Genomic DNA, 15,893 nt, shown 5'->3' on the forward strand with positions numbered 1-15,893 from the left:
CACACGACACATCCCGGTCAAGACCAACATGAGAAGTGATTCACCTGTAACGTGGAGTGCGTGATGGAGAACCCGGTCGAAACGCCGCTGACCAGCACCAAGGGCACGCCGCTGTCCCGGCGCGGCGAGCGCACGCGCCGCCGCCTGCTGGACGCGGCCGAGCGGGTGTTCTCCGAGCTCGGCTACTACGAGGCGTCCATCGTGAAGATCACCGAGGCCGCCGAGGTGTCGCAGGGCACGTTCTACCTCTACTTCGAGGGCAAGCAGCAGATCTTCGACGAGCTCGTGGACGACCTGAACCGGCGCGTCCGGCACGCGATGCGGGAGGCGTCCGGGCAGGGGGCCACGCACGCCGAGCGCGAGCGCCTCGGCTTCGCCGCGTTCTTCACGTTCACCGCCGAGCACCCGGCGCTCTACCGGATCATCCGCTCGGCCGAGTTCGTCTCGCCGCGCGCCATGCACCGGCACTACGCGCGGATCGCCGAGGGCTACGTCGAGACGCTGCGCGCCGCGATGGCGGACGGCGTGGTCGCCCAGGCCGACCCGGAGGTCCTGGCCTGGGCGTTGATGGGAGTGGGCGAGCTCATCGGCATGCGCTGGATCCTGTGGGAGGAGTCCGGCCCCCGGCAGATCCCGGACGAGGTCTTCGAGGAGCTGTACGTCTTCGTCCTGCGCGGCCTCGGCGTCCGCCCCAAGGACCGCCGAGCCACGCCCTAGTTGAGGCGGTCGTCCAGCCGGACGCGGTTCCTCTCGAGGACGTAACCGGCCAGCACGTACACGCTGACCACGGCGATCAGTTCCAGCATCTGGGGCCGGTCCAGGTGGATGCCCAGCAGCTCCCGGGTCGGTTCGGACAGGGCGGCGTCGTGGTGCAGCTCGTCCACCGCGCGCAGCAGGACGGCCTCCGCCCAGGACCAGTCGGGATGCTCCGGGCCGCACCGCACTGCGGCGATCTCGTCGACGCCGATCCCGGCGTCGAGGCCGAGCCGGACGTGCCGCTCCCACTCCCCGGCCGTCTCGGTGAGGTAGGTGATCCGCAGGATCGCCAGTTCGCGTTCACGCGCGGGCATCTCCCCCTGCCCCGCCCGCAGGAGCAGGGGCACCAGGTCGTCGACGTGCAGCTCGCTCATGCCCGCTCACCGGCCAGGGGCGCGGCGAACTCGTCCAGGCGGGCGAGGAGTTCGTGCTCGTCCGGGGTGCCGTCGCCGTTCAGCTCGCGGTAGACCGCGCCGATGTTGAGCATGAGCCGCTCGGGGTCGGCGAGGTGGGTGAACCCGCTCAGGTCCATCGACCGGACGGCCTCCTCGAACGGCGTCTCCGCCTCGTGGCACTCGACGGCGTGGTCGCGGACCCGGACCAGGTACTCGCGGAACCGCCGCACCTCCGGCTTGCCGACGACCGGCCCGTGACCGGGCACGATCGTGTCGGCGTCGAGCGCGAGGATCAGCTCGCAGGCCGCGATCCAGCTGCCGATCGGACCGGTGTGCACGACGGGGTGCCCGCCCTCGAAGAGGATGTCCCCGGCGAACAGCACGCCGGCGTCCGGGACGTGGACCAGCACGTCACCGGCCGTGTGCGCGGGCCCGACCTGGATCAGCCGGACGGTCCGCTCCCGCACCCTGAGCTCGAGCTCCCCGGAGAACGTCCGCGTCGGGAGGGCCGGGACGATGCCGGCGAAGTCGAACGTCTCGACCATCCGCGCCAGCACGCGCGGCAGCGCGTCCGGCGGCATCGAGGTCAGCAGCTCGTGCGTCTTGTCGCGGCGCATCGCGGCCGCGGCCGCCGCCGACGCGACGATCTCGACCTCCGGCGCGACGACCCCGACGTCCCGCGACGCGTCCGCGAGGAGCTGGTTGCCCCACCAGTGGTCGCCGTCGCTGTGCGTGTTGACCAGCGTGCGGATCCGGACGTCCGGCAGGGCCCGCGCGATCTCCCCCAGCATCACGTGGGTCAGCGGGACGGTGAACAGCGTGTCGACGAGCAGCGCCTCGCCCCCGGACACGACGAGCCCGGCGTTGCTCCAGCCCCACGAGCCGTCCGGCTGGAGGTAGGCGTGCGTGCCGGCGGCGACCTCGGAGAGCCCCCGGCGGAACGGAACGATCATGATCCACCCCTCACGAAGATGTACTCAAGTACAATTATGTACTCCAGTACAACTTTGAGGGCAAGTACCCTTTCCGAGGTGACCGTGACGAGTGCGGAGGGACGGCGCGAACGCCGCAGGCGCGAGACGCGCGAGCGGCTGCTGAACGCGGCGCTGGAGCTGTTCGCCGCGCAGGGCTACGCCGCGACGACCTACGACCACATCGCCGCGCGCGCGGACGTGAGCCGCCAGACCGCGTTCAACCACTTCCCCCGCAAGGAGGACTTCGTCCGGGGCTGGGTGGAGCTGCGCCACCGGCGCCTGGCCGAGCTCGTCACCGTCGCGGGCGCCGACACGTCGCCGTTCGAGCTGCTGGCCTCGCTGCTGCGCGTCCTGGCGTCCTTCAACGGGGCCGACGGCGACAACGCCCCCACCGGCGGCGCCTACGCCCTCACCAAGGACTTCCACGACAACGGCATCCTGCACGCCGTCTTCACCGAGGGCGCCACCGTGCCCGTCCCCTTCACGGCCGCCTTCGAACGCGCCCGGACGCGGGGCGAGCTCCGTCCCGACGTCCCGCCCGAGGTCGCCGGGGAGCTGCTCTACGACTCCTACCTCGGCACGCTGGGCCGCTGGCTGGCCGGCGGCGCCGCCTTCCCGCTGGCCGAGACGCTGGAGAACCGCCTGGCCGTCCTGCTGAAGGGCCTCAGCCCCGAGAACCCTCCGGGCTCGCCGGTCAGCCCGGAGCACCCTCCGCGCTGACCGGCGCGGTCACAGGTCGGGGTCGTCGCCGATGACCTTGCCTGGGTTGAACAGGCCGAGCGGGTCCAGCGCGTCCTTGACGGCCTTCTGCATGGCCCGGACGCCGAGCGGCATCTCACGCTGCATGCCGTGCCGCTTCAGCAGGCCGACGCCGTGCTCACCGGTGACCGTGCCGCCGAGCTCGATCGCGGCGGTGAGCAGGTCCTCGAACGCCGCCTGCGCGGCCTCGCGCGCGGCGTCGTCGCCGGGCGGGGTGACCAGGAGCGGGTGCATGTTGCCGTCGCCCGCGTGCGCGATCGTCGAGATCAGGACACCGTGCCTGCGGCCGATCTCCTCGGTGCGCACCAGCATCTCCGGGACGCGCGAACGCGGCACGCAGACGTCCTCGGTCAGCAGCGGGCCGAGCCGCTCCAGCGCCGGGTAGGCGAGCTTGCGCGCCTGGAACAGCGCCTCCGCCTCGACCGGGTCGGTGGACTGCTCGGCCCAGACCGCACCGCCGTCCCGGAACGCGGCCGCGACCGCCGCCGCGTCCTCGTCGCCGGACGCGCCGGGCGTGTCGATGCTCGCCAGCAGCAGCGCCTCGGCGTCCGCCCCGATCCCGAGGTGCTTCCACTTCTCGACCGCCTCCAGGGTGAACCGGTCGAGCAGTTCCAGCGCGGCCGGGACGAGCCCGCGCGCGGTGACCTCGGCGACGGCGCGTCCGGCGGACACCAGGTCGCCGAACGCGCCCACGACCGTGCGCGGTGCGTCCCGGCGGGCCGGACGCAGCCGCAGCGTCACCTCGGTGATCACGCCGAGCGTGCCCTCCGAGCCCACGAACAGGCCGGTCAGGTCGTATCCGGCGACGCCCTTGGTCGTCCGGCGGCCGAGCCTCAGCCGCGTGCCGTACTCCCCGCCGGGACCGCCGACGACGGCCTCCATGCCGAGCACGTAGTCGCGGGTCACGCCGTACTTCAGGCAGCACAGGCCGCCCGCGTTGGTCGACACGTTCCCGCCGATCGTCGACCACGGCGCGCTCGCCGGATCCGGCGGATACCAGAGCCCGTGCGCGGCGACGGCCGCCTTCAGGTCGTCGTTCACCACGCCCGGCTGGACGACCGCGACCATGTTCTCCGTGTCGATCTCGACGATCGCGTCCATCCTCGACAGGTCGAGCACCAGGCAGCCGTCCACGGCGTTCGCGCCGCCCGACAACCCCGTCCCCGCACCTCGCGGAACCACGGGAATCCCCAGCTCGGCGCACGCCGCGACCGCGCGCGAGACCTCGTCGGCGTTCGTGGCGCGCAGCGCGGCGACCGGCGCCCCCATCGGCGCCCACTCCGCCTCGTCCCGCCCGAGGCTCGCCAGCACGTCGGGGTCGGTGACCAGAGTGCTCCCGGGCAGCGCCCGGCCCAACCGTTCAGCGGACACGACGTCCCCCACTCTCACCGCTCATGTCGTCATCGCTCTGCGGACGGCGGGCGGCGAGGCCGTCGAGCAGGACGTCGAGGGCGAACGCGAAACGCCGTTCGCTCTCCCGTTCAGCGTCGGCGTCGCCCGACGCGGCCATCCGCGAGGCGAGCAGCGGGTGTCCGCCGACCGCCTCGCGCAGGTACTCGCCGACCGTTTCGGTCCAGTTCGTCCCGGCGTCGCGGAGGGCGTCCCGCCAGGCGAGCTCGGCGACGACCGCGCCCACGACGTGGTCGTTCACGACGGCCAGGGCGGCGTCCAGCCCGTCGCCCGCGAACCCGGCACGCGACATGACCCGCAGCCCGGCCTCGGCCAGCGCGAACGCGTTCGGCCCCAGGTTCGGCCGGACGGTCAGCTCCGACAGCGCCCACCGGTGCCGGAGCAGCATCGCGCGATGGCTCCGCGCCAGCCCGGCGGCCGCGAGCCGCCAGTCGGTCTCGTCCGGGTCGGCCGCGATCTCGCCGAGGACGTGGTCCAGGGCCAGTTCGAGCAGCTCGTCCTTGGTGCGGACGTACCAGTACAGCGAGCCCGCGGTGACGCCGAGCGCGTCCGCGACGCGGCGCATCGACAGCTCGCGGTGACCGCCCGCGTCGAGCAGCGCGACCGCGACGCCGACGATCCGCTCGCGGTCGAGCCGCCGGTCGCGCGGCGGGCGGTCCGGCCGGAGCCACACGGAGTCAGAGGACGGCACGCCGTCCACGCTACCGGCCCCGGCGCCGGGGGTTGACGGGGCGGCCTCGGGAGTCCTATACAGGGTTCAAGGGTATTGAACGGCGTTTAAGGAGGTCAGATCATGTTCCGTGCGAACGGGACGCTGCCCGGCACGGTCCGGGCGACCGTCCTGGGGCCGCCGGACGGGCCGCGCGCGGTCTTCGTCCACGGATCGATGAGCTGGGGCGACGACCCGGTCTCCGGGTTCGCGGCGCAGCGCCGCCTGGCGGACCGGTTCCGGCTCGTCCTGATGGACCGCCGCGGGCACGGCGGAAGCCCGGACGCCGGGCCCGCGTTCCGCAGCGACCACCTCGCCGACGCCGACGACATCGCCGAACTCCTCGAAGGCGGCGCACACCTGGTCGGTCACTCGTACGGCGCGGTCGGCGCGATGGTCGCGGCGGCGCGCCGGGCCGAGGCCGTCCGGTCCCTCACGCTGATCGAGCCGGGCTGCTACCAGGCCGCGGCGGACGATCCCCAGGTCGCGGACGCGCTCCGCGCCAACCGCGAGGCGTACGCGGACCTCCCCGAACTGACCCCGGAGCAGTGGCTGCGCGCCGCGACCGACTCCGTCGGCCTGCCTCCCATGGAACCGACCGTGGCGCGGCTCCGCGCAGCCGCGAGCGCGGTCAACGAACGCGTCTGCTGGGAAGCCGGAATCCCTGTCGCCGCCCTTAGCGCCGCGCCGTTTCCCAAGCTCATCGTCTCCGGAACATGGGAGATCGCACCCGATCTGTACCGCGAGCGCGGCAGCGGCCCGCTCCTCGCGTGCGCGCGCGTCACGGCCGAACGCATCGGTGCGCGGCACGTGTCGATTCCGGGCGCCGCACACTATCCGCACGTGGACGCCCCGGACGCCCTGAACACCATCCTCGCCGCATTCTGGGACGACGCGGACGCCCACTGACTACGGTGGTCAAGTGGATCAGCGAGCTGTGGTGCGAGAACTCACCCGGACGGCGTCACCCCCGCTGGTGCCGGAGGTGCGGCTGCGGCTCGCCGAGGAGCCGTTCACGACCTGGGCCGCCACCCGCGCCGAGGACCCGCCGTTCTGGGCCTTCGCCTGGGCGGGCGGGCAGGCGCTCGCCCGGTTCGTCCTCGATCACCCGGACGTCGTGGCCGGACGCCGCGTCGCCGACATCGCCAGCGGCTCCGGCCTGGTCGCGATCGCGGCGTCCCTCGCGGGCGCGACCCGCGTCACCGCCTACGACGTGGACCCGCTGTCCCTGACCGCGATCGGCGAGAACGCCGCCCTGAACGACGTCGCGCTCGAGGCCGTCCGGCGCGACGTGACGATCGACCCGCCGGACGAGGCGGACATCGTCCTCGCCGGAGACGTCTGCTACGACCCCGACATGGCCCCGCCGATGCTCGCCGTCCTCCGGACGTGCGCCGCACGCGGCGCGACAGTGCTGGTCGGCGATCCGCGCCGCGCCTACCTGCCGCGCGGTCTCAAGGCCGAAGCCGAATACGACGTCCCGAACACCGGCAACCTCGAAGAACGCGACACGACCCGCGCCGCCGTCTTCCGCCTCCAGCCGGACGCCTGACCACTTCGCTAGACGCCGATCCGGGTGCGTCCCAGGGTCGCGAGTTCGTCGGCGCGTTCGTTGCCCGGGTCGCCCGCGTGGCCCTTCACCCAGAACCACTCGACCTCGTGCCGCCGCACGGCCTCGTCGAGCCGCCGCCAAAGGTCGGCGTTCTTCACGGGCTTGCGTCCGCTGGTCTGCCAGCCGTTGCGCTTCCAGGAGTGCATCCACTGCGTGATGCCCTGCCGGACGTACTGGCTGTCGGTGTGCAGGTGCACGAGGGACGGACGCCGCAGATGTTCGAGGGCCTCGATCGCCGCGGTCAGTTCCATCCGGTTGTTGGTGGTGTCGGCCTCGCCGCCGTGAAGTTCCTTCACGTGCGGGCCGTAGCGGAGCACCACGCCCCAGCCGCCCGCGCCCGGATTCGGGCTGCAACCGCCGTCGGTGTGGATGATCACGGGTTCGGACAACACGGCTCCAGCGGACGGTCGATCGGCGCGTGGCCACCCTACCGTCCGTCCGGCGAGCCCCCTCCCACGATTAGGATCTGCGGAGACCATCTACGCGGAGGCGGTATGGATCCCGACGACAGCCCCGGCTACCTGCTGTGGCGCGCGACGCTGCGCTGGCAGCGCCAGATCACGGCGACGCTGGCCCCGTTCTCCCTCACCCACGTCCAGTTCGTGCTGCTCGCGAGCCTGTGGTGGCTGGACCGGGAGGGCGTCCGGCCGAACCAGCTCGCCCTCGCGCAGCACGCCGACACCGACGTGAAGATGACCTCCCAGGTCGTCCGGCGGCTGGAGGACAAGGGGCTGCTCATCCGCGAGACCGACGCCGCCGACACGCGTGCCAAGCGCTTGCGCATCACCGACCACGGCCGCACCCTGGCCGAGGGCGCGATCACCGCCGTCGAGGCCGCCGACCAGGCGTTCTTCTCGGCCGCCCCCGACAAGGACGCCCTGCTCACCACCCTCCGTCCCCTGGCCGACCGCCGCGGCTGAGACCGACCGTCCGCTCAGTCCAGGGACGGGTTGGCCGCCCGCCCTTCGGTGCTGAGCAGGACGACCGTGCCCTGGTCGGGCAGGCGCGGGAGCGCGGCGCGCAGTCCGGCGAGCGACGCCGCACCGCAGGGCCCCGCGTCGACGCCGAGGTCCGCCAAGTCGCGGACGGCCCGCGCGGCCTCGGCGTCGGAGACCGCCACGGCCGCGTCCACACCGGAGCGCAGGAGCGGCCAAGCGGTCTCGGACGGCGTGGTGCAGTTGAGGCCCGCCATGACCGTCCGTCCGGGCGGGGTGCTGGTGCGGCGGCCCTCGCGAAGCGAGGCGAGCAGGCTCGCCGCCGCGTCCGGCTCGACGGACAGCAGAGTCGGACGCGCCGTCGGCGGACCACTCCGGTAGTGCGTCACCGCCGCCTGCGCGAGCGACCCGACGCCGACCGGCACCGCGACGAGCCCGGGCGGCCCTCCGAGCCGCTCGTCGATCTCGGTGAACAGCGTCGTGTAGCCCTCGACGATCCAGCGCGGCACGTCGGTGTAGCCGGGCAGGCCCATGTCCTGGACGAGCAGCCCGCCGGACGCGGCGGCGCGCCGCACGGCCTCGTCGTACGGGAGGTCCAGCGCCGTCACCTCCGCGCCCTCGCCCTCGATCGCCGCGCACGCCGACGGGTGGACGCCCCCGGCGACCAGGACGTGCGCGGGCACCCCGTACATCCGTGCCATGCGCGCGACCGCGCGGCCGTGGTTGCCGTCCGTCGCCGTGACGACCCGGACCGGGCCGCGCTCGGCGATCGCCGCCCGCACGTCGTCCGGCGTCGCGCCGGCGCCCAGCCCGTAGTGGTCGGCCAGCGCGCGGTGGACGCCCCACGACGCGCCGAGGATCTTGAACGCGGGCAGCCCGAGCCGGGACGACTCGTCCTTCACCAGCAGCCGCCCGACGCCGAGTTCGCCGGCCAGTCCGGGGAGCTCGACCAGCGGTGTCGGCGCGTATCCGGGCAACGCGGCGTGGAAGGCGGCGACCTCGCGCGCGGGCGGCGCACACGTCCAGGAACGCGCCGCGGGGTCGGCGAACCAGTCGGTCGGGGTCATGGCGTGGGGTGTGGGCGACTGCATGAGGACGACGATCCCGCACTCGCGTTTCCCGGGTCCAGCACACGCCCACCCGCGCGCCGCGCGTCCGGTGGACGGCGGTCACGGTCGACTCACCATCCGGACATAAGGGACGGGACCACTGGCGAATGCGAGTTTTCACCGATGCGGTGAGCCCACACGGCCGTCACAGTCGATATCAAGGAACCTGCACCGTCCTGCTGCAGACCGAGAGGAGCCGGGATGCGCCGCTCACGCTTCGCCGACCGTCCGGAGCGCCGGGTCGCGCCCCGCACCCTCTCCGACCTGCTGGCCACCGACGCCCCCGCGGACGAGCGGACCCCCGCCGCCAAGCGGCGGACGCGTCGCCGACCGCGCGCTGCGCGCACTCTTCGCCACACCACGTGATCGCGGATCGGCCCGGCGAACTATGCTGAGCCGGTGCGCGCTGAACGGGATCTGAAGGCCGATGGCGTCGTCGACCGGGAGGACGCCGGTGGCCGGGAGACCCCCCTCGGCCGGGAGACCGCCGGTGAGGACGCCCCCGGCCGGGAGTACCGCCTCGCGGAGCTCGCCGAGGCCGCCGGTCTGCCGGCCCGGACGCTCCGCTACTACCAAGAGCGCAAGCTGCTGCCGCCGCCGCGCCGCACCGGACGGATCGGCCTCTACTCCGAGGACCACCTCGCCCGGCTCCGCATGATCGGCGGCCTGCTGGAGCGCGGCCACACCCTGGAGGGCATCCGGGAACTGCTGTCGGCGTGGGAGCAGGGCCGCGGCATCCACAGCGTCCTCGGCGTCGAGCGGGCCGTCACCGACCCGTGGTCGCGGGAGGAGCCGGTGACCATGAGCTACGACGAGCTCGCCGCACTGCTCCCCGGCCAGGTCACCCGCGAGCGGCTGGCCGCGGTCGCCGAGGCGGGGCTGCTCGAGGTGGACGGCGACCGCGTCACGCACCGGAGCCGCCGCCACTTCGAGGCGTCGCTGGCGTTCGTCCAGGCGGGCGTGCCGCTGGAGGAGGTGCTCGCCGCCGGGGTGGAACTGCGCCGCAGGCTGGACGGGCTGGCCGCCCTGTTCGTCGGGCTGACCTCGCGGTACGTCGTCGCCGGTCCCGCCGGGAAGGACCCGGAGGGGCTCGCCGAGACCCTCGCCCGGCTGCGTCCGGGCGCGCAGGTCACCGTCGAGGCCGCGTTCGCCGCCGCGATGGACCGCCAGGTGCGCGCGGAGATCGACCGCGTCCTGGGCGGCCTCGCCGCGAATTCGGACCCGCCCGCGGCGGATTAGGACCGAACCGCCTTTTCCACTGATACCAAAGCGTTACCGCCTGATCGACGCAAGCAGTCACAGATCATCTTTAGCGTGACAGGTGTGACACGACGCGTCCCGCGTGCGCTCACCGCCGCACTCCTCACCGCCGCCGCGATCACGTCCACCGCCGGAGCCGCCAATGCGGCTCCCGCACGGGGCGTCCCTTCGACCCTCGCGACCGACGTCTCGGCGTCCGCCGCGATCTGCACCTCCTCGGCCTCGCCGACGACCGCCAAGCGGGTCGGCACCGCGATCGCCGCCGCCCTGCGCGGACGGTCCGGAACCGAGTCCGTCGCCGTCTACGACCTCAAGCGGAAGCTCTGGTGCGGGGTCGGGTCCGGCACCCACTACGACTCCGCGAGCACCGTCAAGGCCACCATCCTCGGCGCGCTGCTGCGCAAGGTCCTGGACGAGCGGCGCTCCATGACGTCGTCCGAGCTGTCCCTCGCCAAGAGCATGATCACCAAGTCGGACAACGCGGCCACGACGAAGCTCTGGAACCACGTCGGCCGCACCCGCATGCAGCGCTTCCTGGGGCAGGTGGGCATGACGCACACCAAGCTCGGGTCCGGCGGCTACTGGGGCCTCACCCAGATCACCGCCCGCGACGAGATCGTCCTGCTGCGCAAGTTCACCGAGCCGAACAAGCTGCTCACCGACCACGCGCGGAACTACGCGCTCGGGCTGATGCACCAGGTCATCCCGTCGCAGCGCTGGGGCACGCCCGCGGGCACGCCGTCCGGGATCACCTGGCACGTCAAGAACGGCTGGCTGCCCCGGCAGGGCAAGTACTGGCGCGTGCACAGCCTCGGCGCGTTCACCGGCAGCGGGCAGTCGTACACGATCGTCGTGCTGACCCGCGACACCCCGTCCATGGCGTACGGCGTCTCGACCATCGAACGCGTCGCGCGGGCCGTCCACCACGGGCTGAACCCGGGCATGAAGAGCATGTCCACCGAGTCCGTGCCGAACATCCCGTGGGAGCGGTCGGACGGATCGGTTCCGCCGAACGTCTGATCACCGATACTGGGGGCATGGTCGACGAGGAGCGCTGGAAGGCGCGGTTCCGTGCCGCGCGAGTGAGTCTTCCCAGGTGGGCGCGGGACGCGCCGCATCGGAGCACGTACCGGTCGAACGCGACCGGTACGTGGGAGATCTACGTCTGGGACCGGGAGACCGGCGCGCGGCGGCAGGTCACCGACCGGGCCAACGGCACGTGGATGGGCGACGTCGACCCGTCCGGCCAGTGGGTCTGGTGGTTCGACGACACCGACGGCGACGAGTTCGGCGTCTGGAAGCGCACCCCCTTCGAGGGCGCCGACGGCGGCACGGACGCCGAGATCGCCGTCCCCGGGCTGGACGCGTCGTACCCGTCCGGGCTGGCGCTCGGCAGCCGCGGCACGGTGCTGGTCGGACGGTCCGGAGAGCAGGGCAGCACCGTCCACCGGTACCGCGACGGCGAGCTCACCGCGCTGTACGAGCACGCCGAGGACGCGCACGTCGGAGCCCTGTCCCGGGACGAGTCGCTCACCGCGATCGGGCACAGCGAGCACGGCGACAGCCGCCACATGGCGATCCGCGTCGTCCGGACCGACGACGGCTCCACGGTCGGAGAGCTGTGGGACGGCGCCGGCAAGGGCGTGTACGCGGCCGGGTTCGCGCCGGTCGCGGGCGACACGCGGCTGCTGGTCAACCACGAGCGCCGCGGCCGCGAGGAGATCCTCGTCTGGGACCCGGTCGCCGGCGAGCAGCGCGAGATCACCTTCGACCTGCCCGGCGAGATCGACGCCGCCTGGTTCCCGGACGGGAAGGCGCTGCTGGTCACGCACTCGCACGAGGCCCGCGACGAGCTGTACCGCTACGACCTGTCGTCCCGTGAGCTGGCCCGGATCGACACACCGCGCGGGTCGATCGGCGCCGCCGCGGCCCGTCCGGACGGCACGGTCGAGTTCGCCTGGTCGTCCGCGGCCGAGCCGCAGGTCATCCGGTCGACCTCGGGCGGGGTCGTGCTGACGCCGGAGGGCCCGGCCGCGCCGTCCTCGGTCCCGGTCGAGGACGTGTGGGTGGACGGCCGCGGCGGCCCGATCCACGCGCTGATCAGCCGTCCGGCGGAGGGCGAGGGCCCGTTCCCGACCGTGTTCGACGTCCACGGCGGGCCGACCGCGCAGGACGACGACTCGTTCGTCCCGACCGTCGCCGCGTGGGTCGACCACGGGTTCGCGGTCGTCCGGGTCAACTACCGGGGCTCCACCGGCTACGGCTCGACCTGGCGGGACGCCATCGAGGGCCGCGTCGGCCTCACCGAGCTGGAGGACGTCAAGGCCGTCCGCGACTGGGCGGTCGCGTCCGGGCTCGCCGACCCCGAGCGGCTCGTGCTGACCGGAGGGTCGTGGGGCGGCTTCCTCACCCTGCTCGGCATCGGCACCCAGCCGGACGACTGGTCGGTAGCGGTCGCGGCCGTCCCGGTCGCCGACTACGTCGCCGCGTTCGAGGACGAGATGGAGGCGCTCCAGTCCTTCGACCGGTCCCTGTTCGGCGGCTCGCCGGACGAGGTTCCGGACAAGTACCGCGAATCATCCCCCATCACCTATGTCGAGCAGGTGCGCGCGCCGGTGCTCGTCCTGGCCGGGGAGAACGACCCGCGCTGCCCGATCCGGCAGATCGACAACTACCTCGGAAGGCTCGCCGAGCTGGGCCGTCCGCACGAGGTGTACCGGTACGACGCCGGTCACGGCTCGCTGGTCGTCGAGGAGCGGATCAAGCAGATGGAAGCCGAGATCGGCTTCGCCCTGAAGAATCTCTAACACGTCGAAAGAATCTCCACCACGTCACCCCGCCCCGCCCGGCCGCCGCCCGAAGCCCCTCAAGAACCGGCTTTCTCGGCATTTCGGACACCCTGCTCCGGTGTCCGTCCCGGGCGGGTCGGGGCGTGCACGTGCAACGATCTTGTTTGGCGGACGGCCGGCACGGGAATCGTTCCGGCCGAATGCCGCACGGCGCCCGAATGCGCCGTCCCCCCGGCGGGCAGCTGCAAGCCGGGAGGACCTGGTGAGAAAGCGGATCATCCGCGGGCTGGCCACGGCCGCCCTGCCGATCGCGGCGCTGACCGCGCCCGTTTCGTCATGGCCGCACCTGCCGCCCTTCGCGTCCCGCGCGATGGCGTCGGACGGCCGAACCCACTCACGGAGGTCGCTCGCCGCGGCCCGTGATTCGGCGCGCACCCGGGCACAGGCCTCGCCGCGCGTCCGTGCGGGCTCCTCAGGACGGGACTCCGACTCGGCGCGCACCTGGGTGCGCGACCTCATGCGCGATTCGGCGAGGAAGCCGGAGGGGCGGCAGACGATCGCCCCGTTCGTCCTGGGTGACCTGCCCGACCGCCTGTCGGAGCTGACGTCCCGCATGGCGCGCGCCGTGCGCGGTGTCCGGCTCACGCAGTCGACGGCCGAGCGGATGCTGTTCGCGCACCATGTCCGCTGGCGGTCCAACGGGCACTGCCACGATCGCGCGAACCCGTCCTGCACGTCCTTCGAGGGGCTGCTGCACGGCTCCCTGGACGACCTGTTCGCCTTCGGGCGGCTGAGCGGCTGCCCGCTCACCGTCTCCGGCGGCACCGAGCACGGGCACGCGCGGGGCCGGCTCAGCCACGGCACCGGCCACAAGATCGACGTGATGCCGACGGCGTGCCTGGACCGCTTCATCCCGCGCCGTTTCCGGCACATCGGACTGCGCGGGGACAACGCGGAGCTCTACCGCTCCCACACCGGCGTCGTCTTCGCCCGCGAGCCGAGCCACTGGGACATCCTCATGCCGTGAGACGACCAGGCACGCAGGACCGGGGCACGCACGGCCGGGCGCGACCGGCCCCAAGCAGGGCCGGTCTCAGGCGCGGACGTCGCGGATGATCTTGACCAGATCGCGGGTCGCGGACTTGAACCCGGGCAGCCGGGACATGGAGACCATCTTGTTCACCAGCGGGACCGTCCGGTCCACGAGCAGGTAGGTCTTGCGGCAGCCCTCGGACGAGTCGTGCACCCAGTACAGGACGATGCCCATCGAGTACAGCCAGAGCAGTTCGGGCAGCTCGGCGCGGAAGTCGGCGTCGATCTTCAGGTTGGAGCCGTCCACCACCTCGCGGTACAGCGCGACGGCGGCGTGCCGGGCGGACCCGGACTCGGAGCTGAACGGGTTGAGCGGGCTGTCGGGCTCGGCGGCGAACTTGAAGAACTTCCCGGCGAACTCGTGGTACGGGACCATCGTGTCCACGCGGGCGCGCAGGACGCCGCGCAGCCGGGCGTCGAAGTCCCGTTCGCGGGCGAGGACGGCCCGGCAGGCCTCCTCGTGCTCCTCCTGGAGCTGGTCGTAGTACGCCTGGAGCAGCTCTTCCTTGGAGCCGAAGTAGTAGTAGGCGTTCCCGACCGCGACCCCCGCCTCCTTGGCGATGGCGCGCATGGTCGTCGCCTCGTAGCCGTGCTCCCGGAAGAGGCGGAGCGCGGTCTGGACGATCTGTGTCCGCGTCTCGGACCTGACGGCTTTGGTCTCGGTCACGCTCATCACCCTAAAGGTCGTCGAAGGAACCTGACCGTTGCCCGAAGGACGAATTTCGGGGCCGGGCGGGCCCGTGCCCACCCCGGCCCCGCCGGACTCTCGCCCCATCACCGACAATTGCGACTCACACGTGGCTGGGAAAGCGGACGGGGGCCGGAGCCGGGGCCGGGTACTCCCTGAGCTCGATGGACGTCGCGGCCTTCGTGGTCAGCTTGTCCAGGAATCGCAGCATCGGACCGGCGGTCAGCACCTTGTAGATCCGGGTCCGGCGGCGCAGGCCACGCGCGGTCTTCGGCGCGAAGAACCCCCCGACGCCCCCGGCGACCTGCTGGCACGCCTTGGTGAACTTGCGGATCGCCTCCTCGTAGGCGGGGAACGCGACCCGGTGGTCGCCGCCCGCCGCCGCCAGCTCGCCCGCCAGGACGTAGGCGCAGACGACCGCGAGCCCGGTGCCCATGCCGCCGCAGGTCGCGCCATATCCGGCGTCGCCGAGCAGCGCGATCCGGCCCTTCGTCCAGGACTTCATCCGGACGATGCTGATCGAGTCGTGGTAGAAGAACGGCGCGTCCCGCAGGTCCTCGAGGACGGCCCGCGAGTGCCAGCCCATCCCGGCGAACCGCTGGGCGACCAGCCGCTTCTGCCCCTCGTAATCACGCCGGTCGACGTCCGCGCCCTCCCCGGCCGCGTACACGCACATCACGTTCGTGGACGTCCCGCCGTCCAGGGGGATGACCGACAGGCCGCGTCCGGGCTCGCTGTAGAGGAAGGAGTCGCGCTCGAGCCGCAGCCGGTTCGGCGCGTTGAAGATCGCCACGTTGTACCCCGAGTCCTGGACGAACCGGGACTCGTCGCCGAAGGTCAGGCGCCGGACGTTCGAGTGCAGCCCGTCCGCGCCGACGACCAGGTCGAACCACTCGGGCGCGCTCCGCTCGAAGGTCGCGTACACGCCGTCCGCGGTCTCCTGGAGGGAGGTGATCGAGTCGTCGAAGACGTACCGGGCGGCGTCCTTCGTCCGGTCGTACAGGATCCGGGCGAGGTCGCCGCGCTGGATCTCGACCTGCCCGCCGGTGAACGACGCGGGCAGCGTGATCAGGTCGTCGCCCTGCTCGTCGATCAGGTGCATCGGCCCGTTCGCGGTCTGGTGCGCGCGGATCTCGTCCAGGACGCCCATCCTCGCCAGGACGTCCATGTGGACGTGCCCGCGGAAGTCGACCGCCTGCCCGCCGGGCCGGATGCCGGACGCCCGCTCCACCACGGTCACCTCGTGCCCGTACCGGGTCAGCCAGAAGGCGAGGGACGGACCGGCGATGCTCGCACCCGAGATCAGAACCTTCATGACGCGCTCCCTGTGTCGTTCGCTCCTTGCGATGACCAGAGACTCGCCGGACGCGCTGACCGTCCGCGCACCACCCGCTGACAGCGCGAA

The 15,893-nt window shown here is 72.7% G+C and carries 18 protein-coding genes; 10 read left to right on the forward strand and 8 right to left on the reverse strand.

Annotation, left to right across the window (positions count from 1 at the left end; translation table 11 throughout):
* Positions 1–63 precede the first annotated feature (63 nt).
* Positions 64–717, forward strand: a complete 654-nt coding sequence (locus AB0L06_RS10945) for a TetR/AcrR family transcriptional regulator (RefSeq protein ID WP_500230865.1) — start codon at positions 64–66, stop codon at positions 715–717.
* Here the strand turns inward: AB0L06_RS10945 and AB0L06_RS10950 are convergent.
* Both AB0L06_RS10950 and AB0L06_RS10955 read right to left on the reverse strand, forming a co-directional pair.
* Complete coding sequence (locus tag AB0L06_RS10950) at positions 714–1,130, reverse strand: carboxymuconolactone decarboxylase family protein (protein WP_500230767.1); 417 nt, start codon at positions 1,128–1,130, stop codon at positions 714–716. The two genes, AB0L06_RS10945 and AB0L06_RS10950, sit on opposite strands and share 4 nt — an antisense overlap.
* Positions 1,127–2,104 (reverse strand): MBL fold metallo-hydrolase, encoded by a 978-nt coding sequence (locus tag AB0L06_RS10955; protein WP_500230768.1) that lies wholly within the window; start codon positions 2,102–2,104, stop codon positions 1,127–1,129. Before AB0L06_RS10955 ends, AB0L06_RS10950 begins: the two co-directional genes overlap by 4 nt.
* A gap of 78 nt (positions 2,105–2,182) precedes the next feature.
* Here AB0L06_RS10955 and AB0L06_RS10960 point away from each other — a divergent pair, with 78 nt between their 5' ends.
* Positions 2,183–2,845: a TetR/AcrR family transcriptional regulator gene (locus tag AB0L06_RS10960; RefSeq protein WP_500230769.1), complete on the forward strand. Its 663-nt coding sequence runs from the start codon at positions 2,183–2,185 to the stop codon at positions 2,843–2,845.
* Positions 2,846–2,854: 9 nt separating this feature from the next.
* Here AB0L06_RS10960 and AB0L06_RS10965 read toward each other — a convergent pair whose 3' ends face one another.
* Positions 2,855–4,255, reverse strand: a complete 1,401-nt coding sequence (locus AB0L06_RS10965) for an FAD-binding oxidoreductase (RefSeq protein WP_500230770.1) — start codon at positions 4,253–4,255, stop codon at positions 2,855–2,857.
* Positions 4,245–4,985: a TetR/AcrR family transcriptional regulator gene (locus AB0L06_RS10970; RefSeq protein WP_500230771.1), complete on the reverse strand. Its 741-nt coding sequence runs from the start codon at positions 4,983–4,985 to the stop codon at positions 4,245–4,247. The genes AB0L06_RS10965 and AB0L06_RS10970 overlap by 11 nt, the downstream gene beginning before the upstream one ends.
* A 102-nt stretch (positions 4,986–5,087) precedes the next feature.
* Between AB0L06_RS10970 and AB0L06_RS10975 the strand changes: the two genes are divergently transcribed.
* Both AB0L06_RS10975 and AB0L06_RS10980 read left to right on the forward strand, forming a co-directional pair.
* Positions 5,088–5,912, forward strand: a complete 825-nt coding sequence (locus AB0L06_RS10975) for an alpha/beta fold hydrolase (RefSeq protein WP_500230772.1) — start codon at positions 5,088–5,090, stop codon at positions 5,910–5,912.
* 13 nt (positions 5,913–5,925) lie between these two features.
* Entirely contained in the window at positions 5,926–6,555 is a 630-nt protein-coding gene (locus tag AB0L06_RS10980) for a class I SAM-dependent methyltransferase (RefSeq protein WP_500230773.1), read from the forward strand.
* Positions 6,556–6,563: 8 nt separating this feature from the next.
* Here the strand turns inward: AB0L06_RS10980 and rnhA are convergent, their stop codons facing one another.
* Entirely contained in the window at positions 6,564–7,004 is a 441-nt protein-coding gene (gene rnhA, locus AB0L06_RS10985) for a ribonuclease HI (protein ID WP_500230774.1), read from the reverse strand.
* 105 nt (positions 7,005–7,109) lie between these two features.
* Between rnhA and AB0L06_RS10990 the strand changes: the two genes are divergently transcribed.
* The gene (locus AB0L06_RS10990) at positions 7,110–7,535 is read left to right on the forward strand and encodes a MarR family winged helix-turn-helix transcriptional regulator (RefSeq protein ID WP_500230775.1); all 426 of its coding nucleotides are present in this window, start codon (positions 7,110–7,112) and stop codon (positions 7,533–7,535) included.
* A 14-nt stretch (positions 7,536–7,549) separates the two neighbouring features.
* Here AB0L06_RS10990 and AB0L06_RS10995 read toward each other — a convergent pair whose 3' ends face one another.
* A complete protein-coding gene (locus AB0L06_RS10995; RefSeq protein WP_500230776.1) occupies positions 7,550–8,641 on the reverse strand; it encodes a pyridoxal-phosphate dependent enzyme in 1,092 nt (363 codons plus the stop codon).
* 219 nt (positions 8,642–8,860) lie between these two features.
* Here AB0L06_RS10995 and AB0L06_RS11000 point away from each other — a divergent pair, with 219 nt between their 5' ends.
* The 5 genes from AB0L06_RS11000 to AB0L06_RS11020 all read left to right on the forward strand — a co-directional run bounded on the left by AB0L06_RS11000 (position 8,861) and on the right by AB0L06_RS11020 (position 13,735).
* Complete coding sequence (locus AB0L06_RS11000; RefSeq protein ID WP_500230777.1) at positions 8,861–9,025, forward strand: hypothetical protein; 165 nt, start codon at positions 8,861–8,863, stop codon at positions 9,023–9,025.
* A 33-nt stretch (positions 9,026–9,058) separates the two neighbouring features.
* Positions 9,059–9,898, forward strand: coding sequence for a MerR family transcriptional regulator (locus AB0L06_RS11005; protein WP_500230778.1), 840 nt, complete (start codon positions 9,059–9,061; stop codon positions 9,896–9,898).
* Between the two features lie 84 nt (positions 9,899–9,982).
* Positions 9,983–10,939 (forward strand): serine hydrolase, encoded by a 957-nt coding sequence (locus AB0L06_RS11010; RefSeq protein WP_500230779.1) that lies wholly within the window; start codon positions 9,983–9,985, stop codon positions 10,937–10,939.
* 17 nt (positions 10,940–10,956) lie between these two features.
* Complete coding sequence (locus tag AB0L06_RS11015) at positions 10,957–12,726, forward strand: S9 family peptidase (RefSeq protein WP_500230780.1); 1,770 nt, start codon at positions 10,957–10,959, stop codon at positions 12,724–12,726.
* A gap of 244 nt (positions 12,727–12,970) precedes the next feature.
* Complete coding sequence (locus tag AB0L06_RS11020) at positions 12,971–13,735, forward strand: hypothetical protein (protein ID WP_500230781.1); 765 nt, start codon at positions 12,971–12,973, stop codon at positions 13,733–13,735.
* A gap of 66 nt (positions 13,736–13,801) precedes the next feature.
* Here AB0L06_RS11020 and AB0L06_RS11025 read toward each other — a convergent pair whose 3' ends face one another.
* Complete coding sequence (locus tag AB0L06_RS11025; RefSeq protein WP_500230782.1) at positions 13,802–14,473, reverse strand: TetR/AcrR family transcriptional regulator; 672 nt, start codon at positions 14,471–14,473, stop codon at positions 13,802–13,804.
* A gap of 118 nt (positions 14,474–14,591) precedes the next feature.
* Complete coding sequence (locus tag AB0L06_RS11030; RefSeq protein ID WP_500230783.1) at positions 14,592–15,803, reverse strand: FAD-dependent monooxygenase; 1,212 nt, start codon at positions 15,801–15,803, stop codon at positions 14,592–14,594.
* Between the last annotated feature and the right edge of the window lie 90 nt (positions 15,804–15,893).

The sequence above is a fragment of the Spirillospora sp. NPDC052269 genome, from assembly GCF_040679435.1.
In the GTDB taxonomy this organism is placed as follows: Bacteria; Actinomycetota; Actinomycetes; order Streptosporangiales; family Streptosporangiaceae; genus Spirillospora.